Consider the following 13,669-nt stretch of genomic DNA (forward strand, 5'->3'; position numbering starts at 1 on the left):
CGGTCAGGGGTTCCAGTGCAGGAAGTTGCGATAGAGCGAGAGCCCCTGGTCGGCGCTTTTTTCGGGATGGAACTGCGTCGCAAAAATATTATCGCGGGCCACCGCGCACGTAAAGCGAACACCGTACTCGGATTCCCCAACGCTGTGGCGCGGGTCCGACGGCCTGGTGTAGAACGAATGGACGAAATAAAACCAGCTGGCGTCGGGCACGCCGGCCCACATCGGGTGCGGCTGCGCCTGCATGACGCGGTTCCAGCCCATTTGGGGCACCTTGTAGCGGCTGCCATCGGGCTGCAACCGGCCTTCGAGGCGGAAGCGCACGACCTCGCCGTGGATCAGGCCCAGGCCGTCCGTGGGCCCTTCCTCGCTGCGATCCAGCAGCATCTGCATGCCCACGCAGACGCCGAACAGCGGCTTGCTGGCGGCGGCCTCCAGGACCGATTCGAGCAGGCCCGACTCGCGCAGCTCGCGCATGCAATCGGGCATGGCGCCCTGCCCCGGCAGGACGACGCGTTCGGCGGCACGCACCTCTTCGGGGCGTGAGGTGATCACCGCCTCCAGGCCGCTGCCCTGGGCGACGTGCAGGACCGCCTGCGACACCGAGCGCAGGTTGCCCATGCCGTAGTCGACCACCGCGACGGTGCCTCGGCTCAAAGCGATCCCTTCGTCGACGGAATCATGCCGGCGGCCCGCGGATCGAGCTCCAGCGCGAAGCGCAGGGCGCGGGCAAAGGCCTTGAACACCGTCTCGCACTGGTGGTGCGCGTTCTCGCCGCGCAGGTTGTCGATGTGCAGCGTCACGAAGGCGTGGTTGGCGAAGCCCTGGAAGAATTCGTGGGCCAACTGGGTGTCGAAGGTGCCGATCATGCCGCTCTTGAACGGCACGTTCATGACCAGGCCCGGCCGGCCGGAGAAGTCGATCACCACCCGCGACAGCGCCTCGTCCAGGGGCACGTAGGCGTGTCCGTAGCGGCGGATGCCCTTCTTGTCGCCCACCGCCTTGTAGACGGCCTGTCCCAGCGTGATACCCACGTCTTCCACCGTGTGGTGGCCGTCGATGTGCAGGTCGCCCTTGGCGTCGATGTCCAGGTCGATCAGCCCGTGGCGGGCGATCTGGTCCAGCATGTGGTCGAAGAAGCCGATGCCGGTGGCCAGTTTCGCCTGGCCCGTGCCATCGAGGTTCACCGCGACGCGGATCTGCGTCTCGGCGGTGTTGCGGGTGATCTCCGCGGTGCGGGGCGTGCTCATAGGGTGGACTGCAGGGCGGCCAGCAGCTGCGTGTTCTCTTCGGCGGTGCCGACGGTCAGGCGCAGGCAGCCGGCCAGCAACGGGTGCATTCTAGAAACGTTCTTGACCAGCACCTTGCGCGCCTTCATGCCTTCGAAGCTGCGGGCCGGATCGGGCACCCGCACCAGGATCATGTTGGCATCGCTGGGCCAGGACTGCACGCCCATTTCCTTCAGCGCCTGCTGCAGCCGCTCGCGCTCGCTGCGCAGGTCGGCGGCCTGGGCCGCGAACACGTCCTCGTGCTCCAGGGCGAACAGGGCGGCTTCGGCATTCAGCACGCTCACGTTGTAGGGCGGGCGGACCTTGTCGATCTGGGCGACCAGCTGCGAGCGGCCCATCATGTAGCCGATCCGCACGCCGGCCAGGCCGAACTTGCTCAGGGTGCGCATCAGGAGCACATGTTCGTGCTGCGCCAGCCGCCTCAGGAAGCTGCGGCTGGAGAACGGCTGGTACGCCTCGTCGATCACCACCAGTCCGGGGGCGGCCTGCACGATGCGGTCGACGACGGCGTCGTCCCACAGGTTGGCCGTGGGATTGTTCGGGTAGGCGAGGTAGACGATGGCGGGCTGGTGCAGCGCAATCGCATCCAGCATCGCCTTCTCGTCGAGTTCGAAGTCGGGGGTGAGGTCGACGCCGACGAACTTCAGGCCCTGCAGCTGCGCGCTCATGGCGTACATCACGAACCCCGGCTGCGGGGCGAGGATGGTGGCGCCGGGCACGTCGCAGGCGAGCGCCAGCAGCGAGATCAGTTCGTCGGAGCCGTTGCCCAGCATCAGCTCGCAGCCGGCGGGCACCTGCGCGTGCTTCGCCAGCGCGCGCTTCAGGTCCTCGATGCGCTCGCCGGGATAGCGGTTCAGGGCCACTGCGGCGAGGCGTTCGCCGAGTTCCTTCTGCAGGCGCGCCGGCAGCCGATGCGGATTCTCCATCGCATCGAGCTTGACCATTCCCCTGGAATCCTGGATGGCATAGGCATGCATGCCCTGCACGTCCTGGCGGATGCGCGTGGCGATGAGTTTTTCGAGGGTGGGGGTCATGGGGAACGGGGGAGGAACATCCGAACGCAAAGGACGCAAAGGTTTCGCAAAGGCCGCAAAAGGGGATCCATTATCGAATCCTTTCTTTTTTGCGTCTTTTGCGTAGCTTTTGCGTCCTTTGCGTTCGGTTGTCCGGGGTCTCAGCGCTTCAGGCGCAGCTCCGCGGCCCGGGCGTGGGCCTGGAGGCCTTCGCCGTAGGCGAGTTCGGCGGCGATGGCGCCCAGGGTCTGGGCGCCGGCTTCGCTCACCTCGATCAGGCTGCTGCGCTTCTGGAAATCGTAGACGCCCAGCGGGCTCGAGAAGCGCGCCGTGGTCGACGTCGGCAGCACGTGATTCGGCCCGGCGCAGTAGTCGCCCAGCGACTCGCTGGTGTACGCGCCCAGGAAGATCGCGCCGGCATGCCGCAGCAGCGGCTCCCAGCGGTGCGGCTCGTGGCTGGCGATCTCCAGGTGCTCGGGCGCGATCCGGTTGCTGATCTCGCAGGCTTCTTCCATGCTGCGGGTGTGGATCAGCGCCCCGCGGCCGGTGAGCGAGCTGGCGATGATGCCGGCGCGCGGCATCTCCGGCAGCATGCGGTCGATGGCGGCCTGCACCTGCGCGATGTAGCCCTCGTCAGGGCACAGCAGGATGCTCTGGGCCAGTTCGTCGTGCTCCGCCTGCGAGAACAGGTCCATGGCCACCCAGTCGGCCGGCGTGCTGCCGTCGGCCAGCACCAGGATCTCGCTCGGGCCGGCGATCATGTCGATCCCCACCTGGCCGAACACGCGGCGCTTGGCGCTGGCGACATACGCGTTGCCCGGGCCGGTGATCTTGTCCACGCGCGGCACCGTCTCCGTGCCATAGGCCAGCGCCCCGACGGCCTGCGCGCCGCCGATCGTGAAGGCGCGCGTCACGCCGGCCACGTGCGCGGCGGCCAGCACCAGCGGGTTCTTCTCGCCGCGCGGCGTCGGCACCACCATGATGATCTCGCCGACACCCGCGACCTGCGCCGGGATCGCGTTCATCAGCACCGAGGACGGATAGGCTGCCTTGCCGCCCGGCACGTAGATGCCGACGCGGTCCAGCGGCGTGACCTTCTGGCCGAGCAGCGTGCCGTCGGCATCGCGGTAGCTCCAGCTCTCGCCGGACGCCTTCTTCTGCGCCTCGTGGTAGCTGCGCACGCGCCGGGCGGCGGCTTCGAGCGCGGCGCGCTGCTTGCCCGGCAGGGCTTCGAAGGCCGCCTTCAGTTCCGCCGGCTGCAGTTCCAGCGCCTGCAGCGATTGCGCGTCCATCGCGTCGAAGCGGTTGGTGTATTCCAGCACTGCCGCATCCCCGCGCCGCTGCACCTCGGCGAGGATGTTCGCCACGGCCTGCTCGATGCCGGCATCGGTTTCCGCCGACCAGTGCAGGCGGGCCTTGAACGCGGCGTCGAAGCCGGCGTCACGGGTGGACAGGCGCAGGGGGCGGGCGGCGGAGCTCATAGGGAAGCCATTATCCAGCGCCGGCGCCAACCCGGCTTTGCCGGGCCGCCGGCGGCGCGTCTCGAGGGGAGTCCCCGAAAGGGGCGGGTCAGTTCCGGGCGGCGACGGTCTTCGCGAACACGTCGATCAGGTGGCGGATCGGTTCCTGCTTCAGCTTGAGGGCCGCCTGGTTGACGACCAGCCGCGAGCTGATGTCCATGATGCGCTCGACTTCCACCAGGTTGTTGGCCTTGAGCGTCCCGCCGGTGGACACCAGGTCCACGATGGCATCGGCCAGGCCCGTGAGCGGCGCCAGCTCCATCGAGCCATAGAGCTTGATCAGGTCCACGTGCACGCCCTTGGCGGCGAAGAAGTCGCGCGCGATGCTGGTGTACTTGGTGGCCACCTTCAGGCGCGCGCCCTGGCGCACGGCCGACGCGTAGTCGAAGTCCGCGCGCACGGCGACGCTCACGCGGCACTTGGCGATCTGCAGGTCGAGCGGCTGGTACAGGCCCGCGGCACTGGCTCCGGCGCCCCAGGTGGCGCCATGTTCGATCAGCGTGTCCAGGCCGGTCACGCCGAGGTCCGCGCCGCCGTACTGCACGTAGGTCGGAACGTCGGTCGCGCGCACCAGCACCACCCGCAGTTCGGGATTCGTCGTGCCGATGATCAGCTTGCGCGACTTCTCGGGATCTTCCAGCACCTCGATCCCGGCCGCCTTCAGCAGCGGCAGGGTCTCGTCGAAGATGCGGCCCTTGGACAGGGCGAGGGTGAGGGTGGGGCGGACCCCAGCGTTCATGTGATTCTTTCGATGTCGGCGCCCAGCGCGCGCAGCTTGTGTTCCATCTGTTCGTAGCCGCGGTCCAGGTGGTAGATGCGATCGACGAGCGTCTCGCCGTCGGCGACCAGGCCGGCGATGACGAGCGACGCGGAGGCGCGCAGGTCGGTGGCCATCACGGCCGCGCCGGACAGCGAGGGCACGCCGTGCGTCACGGCCACCTTGCCGTCGACGTCGATGTGCGCGCCCATGCGCATCAGTTCGCTGACGTGCATGAAGCGGTTCTCGAAGATCGTCTCGGTGATCTTGGAGTCGCCCTCCGAGATGCAGTTGAGCGCCATGAACTGCGCCTGCATGTCGGTGGGAAAGCCCGGGTACTCGGTGGTCTTGAAGCTCTGGGCTTCCAGCCGGCGGTCGGACTTGACGCGGATGCCGTCCGCGCGGGGCTCCACTTCCGCCCCGGCGGCACGCAGCAGGTCGATCACGGCGCCGAGGTGGTCGGCGCGGCCGTCCTGCAGCATCACGTCGCCGCCGGTGGCGGCGACGGCACACAGGAAGGTGCCGCATTCGATGCGGTCGGCCACCACCTTGTGCGTGGCGCCGTGCAGCTTGTCGACGCCGACGATGCGGATGCGGCCGGTGCCATGCCCTTCGACCTTGGCGCCCATCGCATTGAGCATGTCGCCCAGGTCGGTGATCTCCGGTTCCTGCGCCGGGTTCTCGAGGATCGTCTCGCCGTCGGCGAGCGCGGCGGCCATCATGAAGTTCTCGGTGCCGGTGACCGTGATCATGTCGGTGCGGATGTGCGCGCCCTTGAGCCGGTCCTGCCCCTTGGGCAGCTTGGCGATCATGTAGCCGTGCTCGATCACGATCTCGGCGCCCATCTTCTGCAGGCCCTTGATGTGCTGGTCGACCGGCCGCGCGCCGATGGCGCAGCCGCCCGGCAGCGACACCGTCGCTTCGCCGAAACGCGCCAGCAGCGGCCCGAGCGCGAGCACCGAGGCGCGCATGGTCTTGACCATCTCGTAGGGCGCCTCGGGGAAGTGCAGGTCCTTCGAGTCGATCAGGACCGTGCCGTCGCTGTTGAACTCGGCCTTCGCGCCCATGTTCCGGATGAGCTTGAGCATCGTCGCCACGTCCTGCAGGCGCGGGATGTTCTTCAGCGTCATCGGTTCGGCCGTGAGCAGCGCGGCGCACAGTTCGGGCAGGGCCGCGTTCTTGGCGCCGGAAATGCGGATCTCGCCGTGCAGCGGCTTGCCGCCGCGAATCAAGAGCTTGTCCATGTGCCTCAGGGTTGCTGTAGTGCCGCCCATTCCTCGGGCGTGAAAGTCTGCATCGACAAGGCGTGCACCTCGTCGTTCTGCATTCTCGCACCAAGGGTTGCGTACACCTTCTGGTGGCGCTGGATTCGACGCAAACCGGCGAACTCGGCCGACACGATCACCGCCGACCAGTGGCGGCCGTCGCCGTCGATCTCGAGGTGGTCGCACGGGAGGCTGGTGGCGATGAGGGAGCGGAGTTCGTCGGCGGTCATGGTGTTTCCCTGAGGGTTCAGCCGCGGATCTTGTAGCCGATGCGCAGCAGGTGGACGGCGATGGCGCTCACGACCAGCATGGCGCTGCCGACGATCGCCAGGCTGAGCCAGGGCGAGACGTCGCTCACGCCGAAGAAGCCGTAGCGGAAGCCATCGATCATGTAGAAGAAGGGATTGAGGTGGCTCACGCGCTGCCAGACTTCGGGCAGCGAGTGGATCGAATAGAACACGCCGGAGAGGAACGTCATCGGCATGATGATGAAGTTCTGGAACGCGGCCATCTGGTCGAACTTCTCGGCCCAGAGGCCCGCGATGAGTCCCAGGGCCCCCAGCATGCCGGCGCCGAGCACCGCGAACACCACGATCCAGAGCGGCGCGGCGAAGCTCACGTGCGTGAACAGGGTGGTGACGATGAACACGCCCAGCCCGACGCACAGGCCGCGCGCCATCGAGGAGCCGACGTAGGCGATGAACCAGCTCCAGTGCGACAGCGGCGTGAGCAGCACGAACACCAGGTTGCCCATGATCTTGCTCTGGATCAGCGAGGAGGAGCTGTTGGCGAACGCGTTCTGCAGCACGCTCATCATCACCAGCCCCGGCACCAGGAACGCGGTGTAGCTGATCGTCTCGTACACCTTGACGCGATCCGACAGCACGTGCCCGAAGATCAGCAGGTACAGCAAGGCCGTGAGCACCGGCGCCGCGACCGTCTGGAAGCCGACCTTCCAGAAGCGCAGCGTCTCCTTGTAGAGGAGCGTCTGCCAGCCGGTCATGCCTGGGCTCCCGGAACGCGGACAGCCGAACGCAAAAGCCGCAAAGGTTTCGCAAAGACCGCCAAAGAACATCCACAAGAAATGTTGAATTCCCTTTGCGGCTTTTGCGTCACCTTTGCGGCCTTTGCGTTCGGTTGTCCTGCCTTCTTCATGCAGGCACCTCCGCCCGGCCCGCCGTCATCACGTCGAGGAAGACGTCCTCCAGGTCCGCCTTGCGGATCTCGACGTCTTCCACGCGCAGGCCGGCCTGGCGGATCACCGACAGGTGCTGCTCGATCTCGTGGGCGTCGTGCGCCGGCAGCTGCACGATCCGGCCGGTGACGCGGGCCTTTCCTTCGAATTCGCGCGGCAGCTGGCCGTCGATCTTGAAGCGCAGCACGTTGCTCGAAGCCGCCTTGAGCAGGTCGCTGGTGCGCTCCAGCGCCACCACCTTGCCCGTCTTGAGCATGGCGATGCGGCTGCACAGCGCCTCCGCCTCCTCCAGGTAGTGCGTCGTCAGCAGCACCGTGTGGCCCGCGCGATTGAGCTTGGCGATGAACTGCCACAGCGTCTGCCGCAGTTCGACGTCGACGCCCGCCGTCGGCTCGTCCAGCACGATCACCGGCGGCCGGTGCACCAGCGCCTGGGCCACGAGCACGCGCCGCTTCATGCCGCCCGAGAGCTGCCGCATGTTGGAGGTGGCCTTGTCGGCCAGGCCCAGGTTGTGCAGCAGTTCGTCGATCCAGCCCTCGTTGTTCTTCACGCCGAAGTAGCCGGACTGGATGCGCAGCGCCTCGCGCACCGTGAAGAAGGGATCGAACACCAGCTCCTGCGGCACCACCCCGAGCTGGCGGCGCGCCGCGGCGTACGCCTGCTGCACGTCGTGACCGCGCACCAGCACGCGCCCGCCCGTGGGCCGCACCAGGCCGGCCAGCACGCTGATCAGGGTGGTCTTGCCGGCACCGTTGGGGCCGAGCAGGCCGAAGAACTCGCCTTCCTCGATGTCGAAGCTGACGCCATCCAGGGCCTGGAAGGCGCCGCGCGGGCTGGAATAGGTCTTGGAGACGGACTGGAAGGAGATGGCGGGCATGGGGAACCCGCGATTTTACGGCGCGGCGCATGGGCGCTGCCGTTGCGGTATCGCGCTGCGCGCGAGCCCGGCCTGCCTGACGCCTCAAGCGTCAGGCAGCAACTCGCTCACACCATACAAAGCGGCGAGCGCCCGCAGCCGCGGATGCGGGTTGCTGACCGCGAACGACTTGCCCAGCGCGAGGGCCTCGCGCCGGCATTCCAGCAGCACCGCCAGCGCCGAGGAGTCGAACACACGCAGCGCCGACGCATCGGCGACGGCGGCACGGGACGGATCCGAATGCAGGGCCTGCGCCAGCATGCGGCAGCAGGCCGTGGCGCGCGCGTGCGTCAGTTCGGCGGGCAGCACCAGCACGCGCTCAACCCTTGCGCGGGGTGCCGGTGGAATTGGCGCGGTTGCGCTCCGCCAGCGCGGCGATCAGGCCGTCGAGGCCCTTGGTGTTGATTTCCTGCGTGAACTGGCTGCGGTAGGTCTCGACCAGCCACACGCCCAGCACGTTCAGGTTGTAGATCTTCCAGCCGGTACCGTCGCCGGGCGTCTTCTCCAGCCGGTATTCGAGCTGGATCGGGTCGCCCCGGCCGCGGATTTCGCTGCGCACCACCACGTCGGTGTCGGTCGGCTGGGCCCGCAGCGGCTTGACGGCGACGGATTCGTCGGAGATCTGGGACAGCGCGCCCGAGTAGGTGCGCACCAGCAGCAGCTTGAATTCGTCCTGCAGGCGCTTCTTCTGCTCCGGCGTCGCCTGGCGCCAGGCCGGGCCGACCGCCGAGGCCGTCATGCGCTGGAAGTTCACGTTCGGCATGATCTTGCTGTCGACCACGCCCATGATCCGGTTGATGTCCCCGGCCTGCACGCTCTTGTCGGTGCGGATGATGTTCAGCACTTCGTCGGACAGGCGCTTGATCATCGCGTCGGGGGCTTCGTCCGCGGCGTGCGCGGCCGGCCAGGCACCGGCCATCGCGGCGGCCGTGAACAGCGAGCCTGCGACGCGGAAGAGGGAACGTCGTTTCATTGCAATCCTTTCTTGCTGCCGGGCTTGCGCCCGGCCCCTGTTGGAATTCGGCCGGGGCGCCGGGTTTCGGCGGCTGCCGCGCATGTGCAACAGCCTGCAACCCGCCTCAACGGGCGGGCGGGCGCGCCGGCGGAGCGCCGGCCGGAGCCGCCGCGGGGGGCTCCTTCGATTCGTCGGGCAGGGGCGGCGGCACTTCCCGATTGTCCTGCCGATCGTTGATCTCCGCGCGGCGGCGCTGCAGGTAGGCGTCGCGGGTGAAGGAGTACTTGTCCAGGGCGGCCTCCTCCAGCACGTTGCCCACGCGCAGCAGGTTGGCCCGCTTGTCGATCGCCTGCACGGCGAAGACGGCATCCTGCCCTCCTTCGGGCCAGACGTTGCGGATGATGTTGTAGCGCCACTCGACCGGCAGAGCGGCGGTGTCGCGCAGCGTCGACGGGCCGAGGAAGGGCAGCATGATGTAGGGACCGGCCGGCACGCCCCAGCGGCCCAGCGTCTGGCCGAAATCCTCGCGGTGCCGCTCGATGTTCAGTTCGCTGGCGACGTCGAAGATGCCGAGCACGCCGAACATGGTGTTGACGTGGAAGCGGGCCAGGTTCTCCTCGAAGTCGGGCAGGCGCCCCTGCAGCAGGCTGTTCACGGCCGACCAGCCATCGGACAGGTTGCCGAAGAAGTTGGAGACGCCGGTGCGCATCAGCGGCGGCACCTTGTCGCGATAGAACGTGGCCACGGGCTTGAGCAGCACGCGGTCGAGGCCCTCGTTGAAGTTGTAGGCGTGGCGGTTGAAGGGCTCCCACGGGTCGCGGGGGTTGCGGGCCTCGCCCGTGGTGGCGCATCCGGCCAGCGCCAGGATCGTCGAGGCGAGGAGCAGGCCCCGCACGCTTGCAGATTTCATTTCTTCGTGGTCCCCGTGCTCGGGCCTTCCGCCGCCTTGTTGTAGAGGAACTGGCCGATGAGGTTTTCCAGTACGACCGCGGATTGCGTCGTGACAATGGTATCGCCCGGCGCCAGCAACTTCTCGTCCGCACCGGCTTCGATCCCCACATATTGCTCACCCAGGAGACCACTGGTCAGGATCTTCAGGGAACTGTCCTTCGGGAACTTGTACCGCGTTTCCATCGCCAGGCCCACGCGCGCCTGGAAGGACTTGTCGTCGAACGTGATCGATTCCACGCGGCCGACCACCACGCCGGCGCTTTTCACCGCCGCCCGCGGCTTCAGCCCTCCGATGTTGTCGAACTTGGCGTCCAGGTGGTAGGTCGGCTGGAAGCTGAGCGTCAGCAGGTTGGCCGCCTGCAGCGCGAGGAACACCAGCGCGGCGGCGCCGATGAGGACGAACAGCCCCACCCAGACGTCGTTCTTGGCGCGATCCATGGTTCTTCTCCTAGATGCTGAACATCATTGCGGTCAGCACGAAATCGAGTGCGAGCACGGCGAGCGAGGCCATGACCACCGTGCGCGTGGTGGCGCGCGAGACGCCCTCCGGCGTGGGCCTGGCTGCATACCCCTGCAGCACCGCGATGAAGGTGACGGCGATGCCGAACACCAGGCTCTTGATGACGCCGTTGCCGACGTCCTTGAACACGTCCACCCCGCCTTGCATCTGGCTCCAGAAGGCGCCGGGATCGACCCCGATCAGGACCACGCCGACCACCCAGCCGCCGATGATGCCGACCGCGTTGAACACCGCTGCCAGCAGCGGCATGGCGACCACGCCGGCCCAGAAGCGCGGCGCCAGGATGCGCTGCACCGGGTCGACGGCCATTATCTCCATCGCCGACAACTGCTCGCCGGCCTTCATGAGGCCGATCTCCGCCGTCAGCGACGTGCCGGCCCGGCCGGCGAACAGCAGCGCGGTCACCACCGGCCCGAGTTCGCGCACCAGGCTCAATGCGACCATCAGGCCCAGCGCTTCCGAGGAGCCGTACCGCTGCAGGATGTAGTAGCCCTGCAGCGCCAGCACGAAGCCGACGAACAGGCCGGACACGCCGATGATCGCCAGCGAATAGTTGCCCAGGAAGTGCACCTGGTCGCGCACCAGCCGGGGCCGCGCAAAGGTTGCGCCGACCAGCGCCAGCAGGCGCACGAACAGGCGCGATGCATTGCCGATGTCCGCGAGCTTGCCGCGCGTGGCGAAGCCGACGTCGGAAGGGCGCCACCAGGTCATGTCGACGCCCGCCCGGCCGCCCGAAGGGCGTCGAACGCCCCCTCGGGGGGCAGCGACCTACACGCAGTGAGGGAGCGTGGGGGCCTCATCGCAGCCCCCCGCTGAAGTCCTGGTCTACGGTGGGGCCGGGATAGTGGAAATGCACCGGCCCTTCCGGCAGCGCATTCACGAACTGGTGCACCAGCGGGTTGTCGGAGTTGCGCACGGCCTCCGGCGTGCCCTGCGCGGCGATGCGGCCGTTGGCCAGCACGATCACCTGGTCGGCGATGTGGAAGGTCTCCTCCAGGTCGTGCGACACCACGATGCTGGTGATGCCCAGGGTGTCGTTCAGGCGCCGGATCAACTGCGCCGCGGTGCCGAGCGAGATCGGGTCGAGGCCGGCGAAGGGTTCGTCGTACATCACGAGCTCGGGGTCGAGCGCGATCGCGCGCGCGAGGGCGACCCGGCGCGCCATGCCGCCGGACACCTCGCTGGGCATCAGGTCGCGCGCGCCCCGCAGGCCCACGGCATTGAGCTTCATCAGCACGATGTCGCGCACCAGGTTTTCCGGCAGGCCCGAGTGCTCGCGCAGCGGGAAGGCGACGTTGTCGAACACGCTCAGGTCGGTGAACAGCGCGCCGAACTGGAACAGCATGCCCATGCGCCGGCGCATGCGGTACAGGCCGGCGGCGTCGAGCGCGGGAATGTTCTCGCCGTCGAACAGCAGTTCCCCCTCGCTGGGGCGGATCTGGCCGCCGATCAGGCGCAGCACCGTGGTCTTGCCGCCACCGGACGCGCCCATGAGCGCCGTCACCTTGCCGCGCGGCACGGTGAAGCTCACGTCATCGAGGATGAGGCGCGCGTCGTAGCCGAAGCTCAGGTTGCGGCATTCGACCAGCGGGCCGGAGTCGTCGTGGGTCATCCGGGGGATGGAAGGCCGTGGGGCCCGATTTCTCAAAGCCCCGGATCATAGGCCCTATGCTGCCGAGCATTGGGCGGGGTGTGGTGGGGGCGCAAATGGGCCACGGGGTTTGTAGGCTGGCGGTGAGCCGCGAAGCGCGCGAACCCCAGCGCTGGGGTTCCGGCGCTTCGCGCGTCACCACCAGCCTACGAGACGCGCAGCCGGCGCCCTTCAGCGCGGCAGGTCGCTGAACCCCATCAGGAACTCGTCCACCGCCCGCGCCGCCTGCCGCCCCTCGCGGATCGCCCACACGACCAGCGACTGGCCGCGGCGCATGTCACCGGCGGCGAACACCTTAGGCACATTCGTTACGTAGCCGCCATGGAAATCGGTGCTCGCCTTCGCGTTGCCGCGGGCGTCCTTGTCCACGCCGAAGCCTTCCAGGATGGAGGCCACGGGGCTGACGAAGCCCATGGCCAGCAGCACCAGGTCGGCCTTGTATTCCTTCTCCGTGCCGGGGATCTCGACGAACTTGCCGTCCTTCATCTCCACGTGCACGGTCTTCAGGCCCGTGACCTTGCCCTTCTCGCCGGTGAACTCTTTCGTCGCGATGGCGAATTCGCGTTCGCAGCCTTCCTCGTGCGACGACGAGGTGCGCAGCTTGTACGGCCAGTAGGGCCAGGTCAGCGCCTTGTTCTCCTGCTCCGGCGGCATGGGCATCAGCTCGAACTGCACCACGCTCTTCGCGCCGTGGCGGTTGCTGGTGCCCACGCAGTCGCTGCCGGTGTCGCCGCCGCCGATCACGATCACGTGCTTGCCGGAGGCAGAGATCTGGCCCTTGACCTTGTCGCCCGCGTTGACCTTGTTCTGCTGGGGCAGAAACTCCATGGCGAAGTGGATGCCATCGAGCTCGCGGCCGGGAACCGGCAGGTCGCGCGACTGCTCGGCGCCGCCGGTGAGCACCACGGCGTCGAAGTCCTGCTGCAGCTGCTGCGCGGAGATCGTCTCCTTCGCCCAGTTCGTGACCTTCGAGTCCTTGGGCAGCTCACCGATCATCACGCCGGTGCGGATGGTCACGCCTTCGGCTTCCATCTGCTTCACGCGCCGGTCGATGTGGTGCTTCTCCATCTTGAAGTCGGGGATGCCGTAGCGCAGCAGGCCGCCGATGCGGTCGTTCTTCTCGTACAGCGTCACGTCGTGGCCGGCGCGCGCGAGCTGCTGCGCCGCCGCCATGCCGGCGGGACCCGAACCCACCACGGCGACCTTCCTGCCCGTCTTGATGCGCGGCACGCGCGGCTCCACCCAGCCGTTCTCCCAGGCGCGGTCGATGATCGCGTGCTCGATCGACTTGATGCCCACCGGGTCGTCGTTGAAGTTCAGCGTGCAGGCCGCCTCGCAGGGTGCGGGGCAGATGCGGCCGGTGAACTCGGGGAAGTTGTTGGTGGAGTCCAGGACCGTGAAGGCGTCCTGCCAGTCCTGGCGGTACACCAGGTCGTTGAAGTCCGGGATGATGTTGTTGACGGGGCAGCCCGAGTTGCAGAACGGGATGCCGCAGTCCATGCAGCGCGCGCCCTGCACCCTGGCCTGCTCGTCGCTCAGGCCGATGATGAATTCCCTGTAGTGCTTCACGCGCTCGGGCACGGGCTTGTAGCCCTCCTCGATGCGCTCGAATTCCATGAAGCCGGTGACCTTGCCCATGT

The 13,669-nt window shown here is 67.8% G+C and carries 16 protein-coding genes; all 16 read right to left on the reverse strand.

From position 1 onward, the window contains the following. Positions 1 to 3 precede the first annotated feature (3 nt). The 16 genes from hisH to JI746_RS02260 all read right to left on the reverse strand — a co-directional run bounded on the left by hisH (position 4) and on the right by JI746_RS02260 (position 13,667). Positions 4 to 654: an imidazole glycerol phosphate synthase subunit HisH gene (hisH, locus tag JI746_RS02185; RefSeq protein WP_201687130.1), complete on the reverse strand. Its 651-nt coding sequence runs from the start codon at positions 652 to 654 to the stop codon at positions 4 to 6. Then, positions 651 to 1,247: an imidazoleglycerol-phosphate dehydratase HisB gene (gene hisB, locus JI746_RS02190; RefSeq protein WP_201687131.1), complete on the reverse strand. Its 597-nt coding sequence runs from the start codon at positions 1,245 to 1,247 to the stop codon at positions 651 to 653. The genes hisH and hisB overlap by 4 nt, the downstream gene beginning before the upstream one ends. Then, positions 1,244 to 2,320 carry a histidinol-phosphate transaminase gene (hisC, locus tag JI746_RS02195; protein ID WP_201687132.1) on the reverse strand — a complete coding sequence of 359 codons (1,077 nt, stop codon included), beginning with the start codon at positions 2,318 to 2,320 and terminating at the stop codon, positions 1,244 to 1,246. The genes hisB and hisC overlap by 4 nt, the downstream gene beginning before the upstream one ends. A gap of 140 nt (positions 2,321 to 2,460) precedes the next feature. Beyond that, positions 2,461 to 3,780 (reverse strand): histidinol dehydrogenase, encoded by a 1,320-nt coding sequence (gene hisD, locus JI746_RS02200; RefSeq protein ID WP_201687133.1) that lies wholly within the window; start codon positions 3,778 to 3,780, stop codon positions 2,461 to 2,463. 88 nt (positions 3,781 to 3,868) lie between these two features. Continuing rightward, positions 3,869 to 4,558, reverse strand: coding sequence for an ATP phosphoribosyltransferase (gene hisG / locus JI746_RS02205; RefSeq protein ID WP_201687134.1), 690 nt, complete (start codon positions 4,556 to 4,558; stop codon positions 3,869 to 3,871). Next, positions 4,555 to 5,820, reverse strand: coding sequence for a UDP-N-acetylglucosamine 1-carboxyvinyltransferase (gene murA, locus JI746_RS02210; RefSeq protein WP_201687135.1), 1,266 nt, complete (start codon positions 5,818 to 5,820; stop codon positions 4,555 to 4,557). The genes hisG and murA overlap by 4 nt, the downstream gene beginning before the upstream one ends. 5 nt (positions 5,821 to 5,825) lie before the next feature. Beyond that, complete coding sequence (locus JI746_RS02215) at positions 5,826 to 6,071, reverse strand: BolA family protein (protein ID WP_201687136.1); 246 nt, start codon at positions 6,069 to 6,071, stop codon at positions 5,826 to 5,828. Between the two features lie 17 nt (positions 6,072 to 6,088). Next, the gene (locus tag JI746_RS02220) at positions 6,089 to 6,844 is read right to left on the reverse strand and encodes an ABC transporter permease (RefSeq protein WP_201687137.1); all 756 of its coding nucleotides are present in this window, start codon (positions 6,842 to 6,844) and stop codon (positions 6,089 to 6,091) included. Between the two features lie 148 nt (positions 6,845 to 6,992). Continuing rightward, entirely contained in the window at positions 6,993 to 7,913 is a 921-nt protein-coding gene (locus JI746_RS02225) for an ABC transporter ATP-binding protein (RefSeq protein ID WP_201687138.1), read from the reverse strand. Positions 7,914 to 7,997: 84 nt separating this feature from the next. Beyond that, on the reverse strand, positions 7,998 to 8,267 hold the full coding sequence (locus JI746_RS02230) for an STAS domain-containing protein (RefSeq protein ID WP_201687139.1): 270 nt from the start codon (positions 8,265 to 8,267) through the stop codon (positions 7,998 to 8,000). A gap of 4 nt (positions 8,268 to 8,271) precedes the next feature. Then, positions 8,272 to 8,925, reverse strand: coding sequence for an MlaC/ttg2D family ABC transporter substrate-binding protein (locus JI746_RS02235; RefSeq protein ID WP_201687140.1), 654 nt, complete (start codon positions 8,923 to 8,925; stop codon positions 8,272 to 8,274). A 106-nt stretch (positions 8,926 to 9,031) separates the two neighbouring features. Beyond that, positions 9,032 to 9,817: an MlaA family lipoprotein gene (locus JI746_RS02240; protein WP_201687141.1), complete on the reverse strand. Its 786-nt coding sequence runs from the start codon at positions 9,815 to 9,817 to the stop codon at positions 9,032 to 9,034. After that, the gene (gene mlaD, locus JI746_RS02245; RefSeq protein ID WP_201687142.1) at positions 9,814 to 10,296 is read right to left on the reverse strand and encodes an outer membrane lipid asymmetry maintenance protein MlaD; all 483 of its coding nucleotides are present in this window, start codon (positions 10,294 to 10,296) and stop codon (positions 9,814 to 9,816) included. Before mlaD ends, JI746_RS02240 begins: the two co-directional genes overlap by 4 nt. 10 nt (positions 10,297 to 10,306) lie before the next feature. Continuing rightward, positions 10,307 to 11,089, reverse strand: coding sequence for a lipid asymmetry maintenance ABC transporter permease subunit MlaE (gene mlaE, locus JI746_RS02250; protein WP_201687143.1), 783 nt, complete (start codon positions 11,087 to 11,089; stop codon positions 10,307 to 10,309). Between the two features lie 85 nt (positions 11,090 to 11,174). After that, the gene (locus tag JI746_RS02255; protein WP_201687144.1) at positions 11,175 to 11,990 is read right to left on the reverse strand and encodes an ABC transporter ATP-binding protein; all 816 of its coding nucleotides are present in this window, start codon (positions 11,988 to 11,990) and stop codon (positions 11,175 to 11,177) included. A 210-nt stretch (positions 11,991 to 12,200) separates the two neighbouring features. Beyond that, positions 12,201 to 13,667: a glutamate synthase subunit beta gene (locus JI746_RS02260; protein WP_201687145.1), complete on the reverse strand. Its 1,467-nt coding sequence runs from the start codon at positions 13,665 to 13,667 to the stop codon at positions 12,201 to 12,203. Between the last annotated feature and the right edge of the window lie 2 nt (positions 13,668 to 13,669).

Source organism: Ramlibacter alkalitolerans, assembly GCF_016722765.1.
Classification (GTDB): Bacteria; Pseudomonadota; Gammaproteobacteria; order Burkholderiales; family Burkholderiaceae_C; genus Ramlibacter; species Ramlibacter alkalitolerans.

Excerpts from the sequence above, each read along its gene's own strand:
- hisB (WP_201687131.1), bottom strand. The coding sequence starts at position 1,247 with ATGAGCACGCCCCGCACCGCGGAGATCACCCGCAACACCGCCGAGACG.
- hisC (WP_201687132.1), bottom strand. The coding sequence starts at position 2,320 with ATGACCCCCACCCTCGAAAAACTCATCGCCACGCGCATCCGCCAGGAC.
- hisD (WP_201687133.1), bottom strand. The coding sequence starts at position 3,780 with ATGAGCTCCGCCGCCCGCCCCCTGCGCCTGTCCACCCGTGACGCCGGC.
- hisG (WP_201687134.1), bottom strand. The coding sequence starts at position 4,558 with ATGAACGCTGGGGTCCGCCCCACCCTCACCCTCGCCCTGTCCAAGGGC.
- murA (WP_201687135.1), bottom strand. The coding sequence starts at position 5,820 with ATGGACAAGCTCTTGATTCGCGGCGGCAAGCCGCTGCACGGCGAGATC.
- JI746_RS02215 (WP_201687136.1), bottom strand. The coding sequence starts at position 6,071 with ATGACCGCCGACGAACTCCGCTCCCTCATCGCCACCAGCCTCCCGTGC.
- JI746_RS02220 (WP_201687137.1), bottom strand. The coding sequence starts at position 6,844 with ATGACCGGCTGGCAGACGCTCCTCTACAAGGAGACGCTGCGCTTCTGG.
- JI746_RS02225 (WP_201687138.1), bottom strand. The coding sequence starts at position 7,913 with ATGCCCGCCATCTCCTTCCAGTCCGTCTCCAAGACCTATTCCAGCCCG.
- JI746_RS02235 (WP_201687140.1), bottom strand. The coding sequence starts at position 8,925 with ATGAAACGACGTTCCCTCTTCCGCGTCGCAGGCTCGCTGTTCACGGCC.
- JI746_RS02240 (WP_201687141.1), bottom strand. The coding sequence starts at position 9,817 with ATGAAATCTGCAAGCGTGCGGGGCCTGCTCCTCGCCTCGACGATCCTG.
- mlaD (WP_201687142.1), bottom strand. The coding sequence starts at position 10,296 with ATGGATCGCGCCAAGAACGACGTCTGGGTGGGGCTGTTCGTCCTCATC.
- mlaE (WP_201687143.1), bottom strand. The coding sequence starts at position 11,089 with ATGACCTGGTGGCGCCCTTCCGACGTCGGCTTCGCCACGCGCGGCAAG.
- JI746_RS02255 (WP_201687144.1), bottom strand. The coding sequence starts at position 11,990 with ATGACCCACGACGACTCCGGCCCGCTGGTCGAATGCCGCAACCTGAGC.
- JI746_RS02260 (WP_201687145.1), bottom strand. The coding sequence starts at position 13,667 with ATGGGCAAGGTCACCGGCTTCATGGAATTCGAGCGCATCGAGGAGGGC.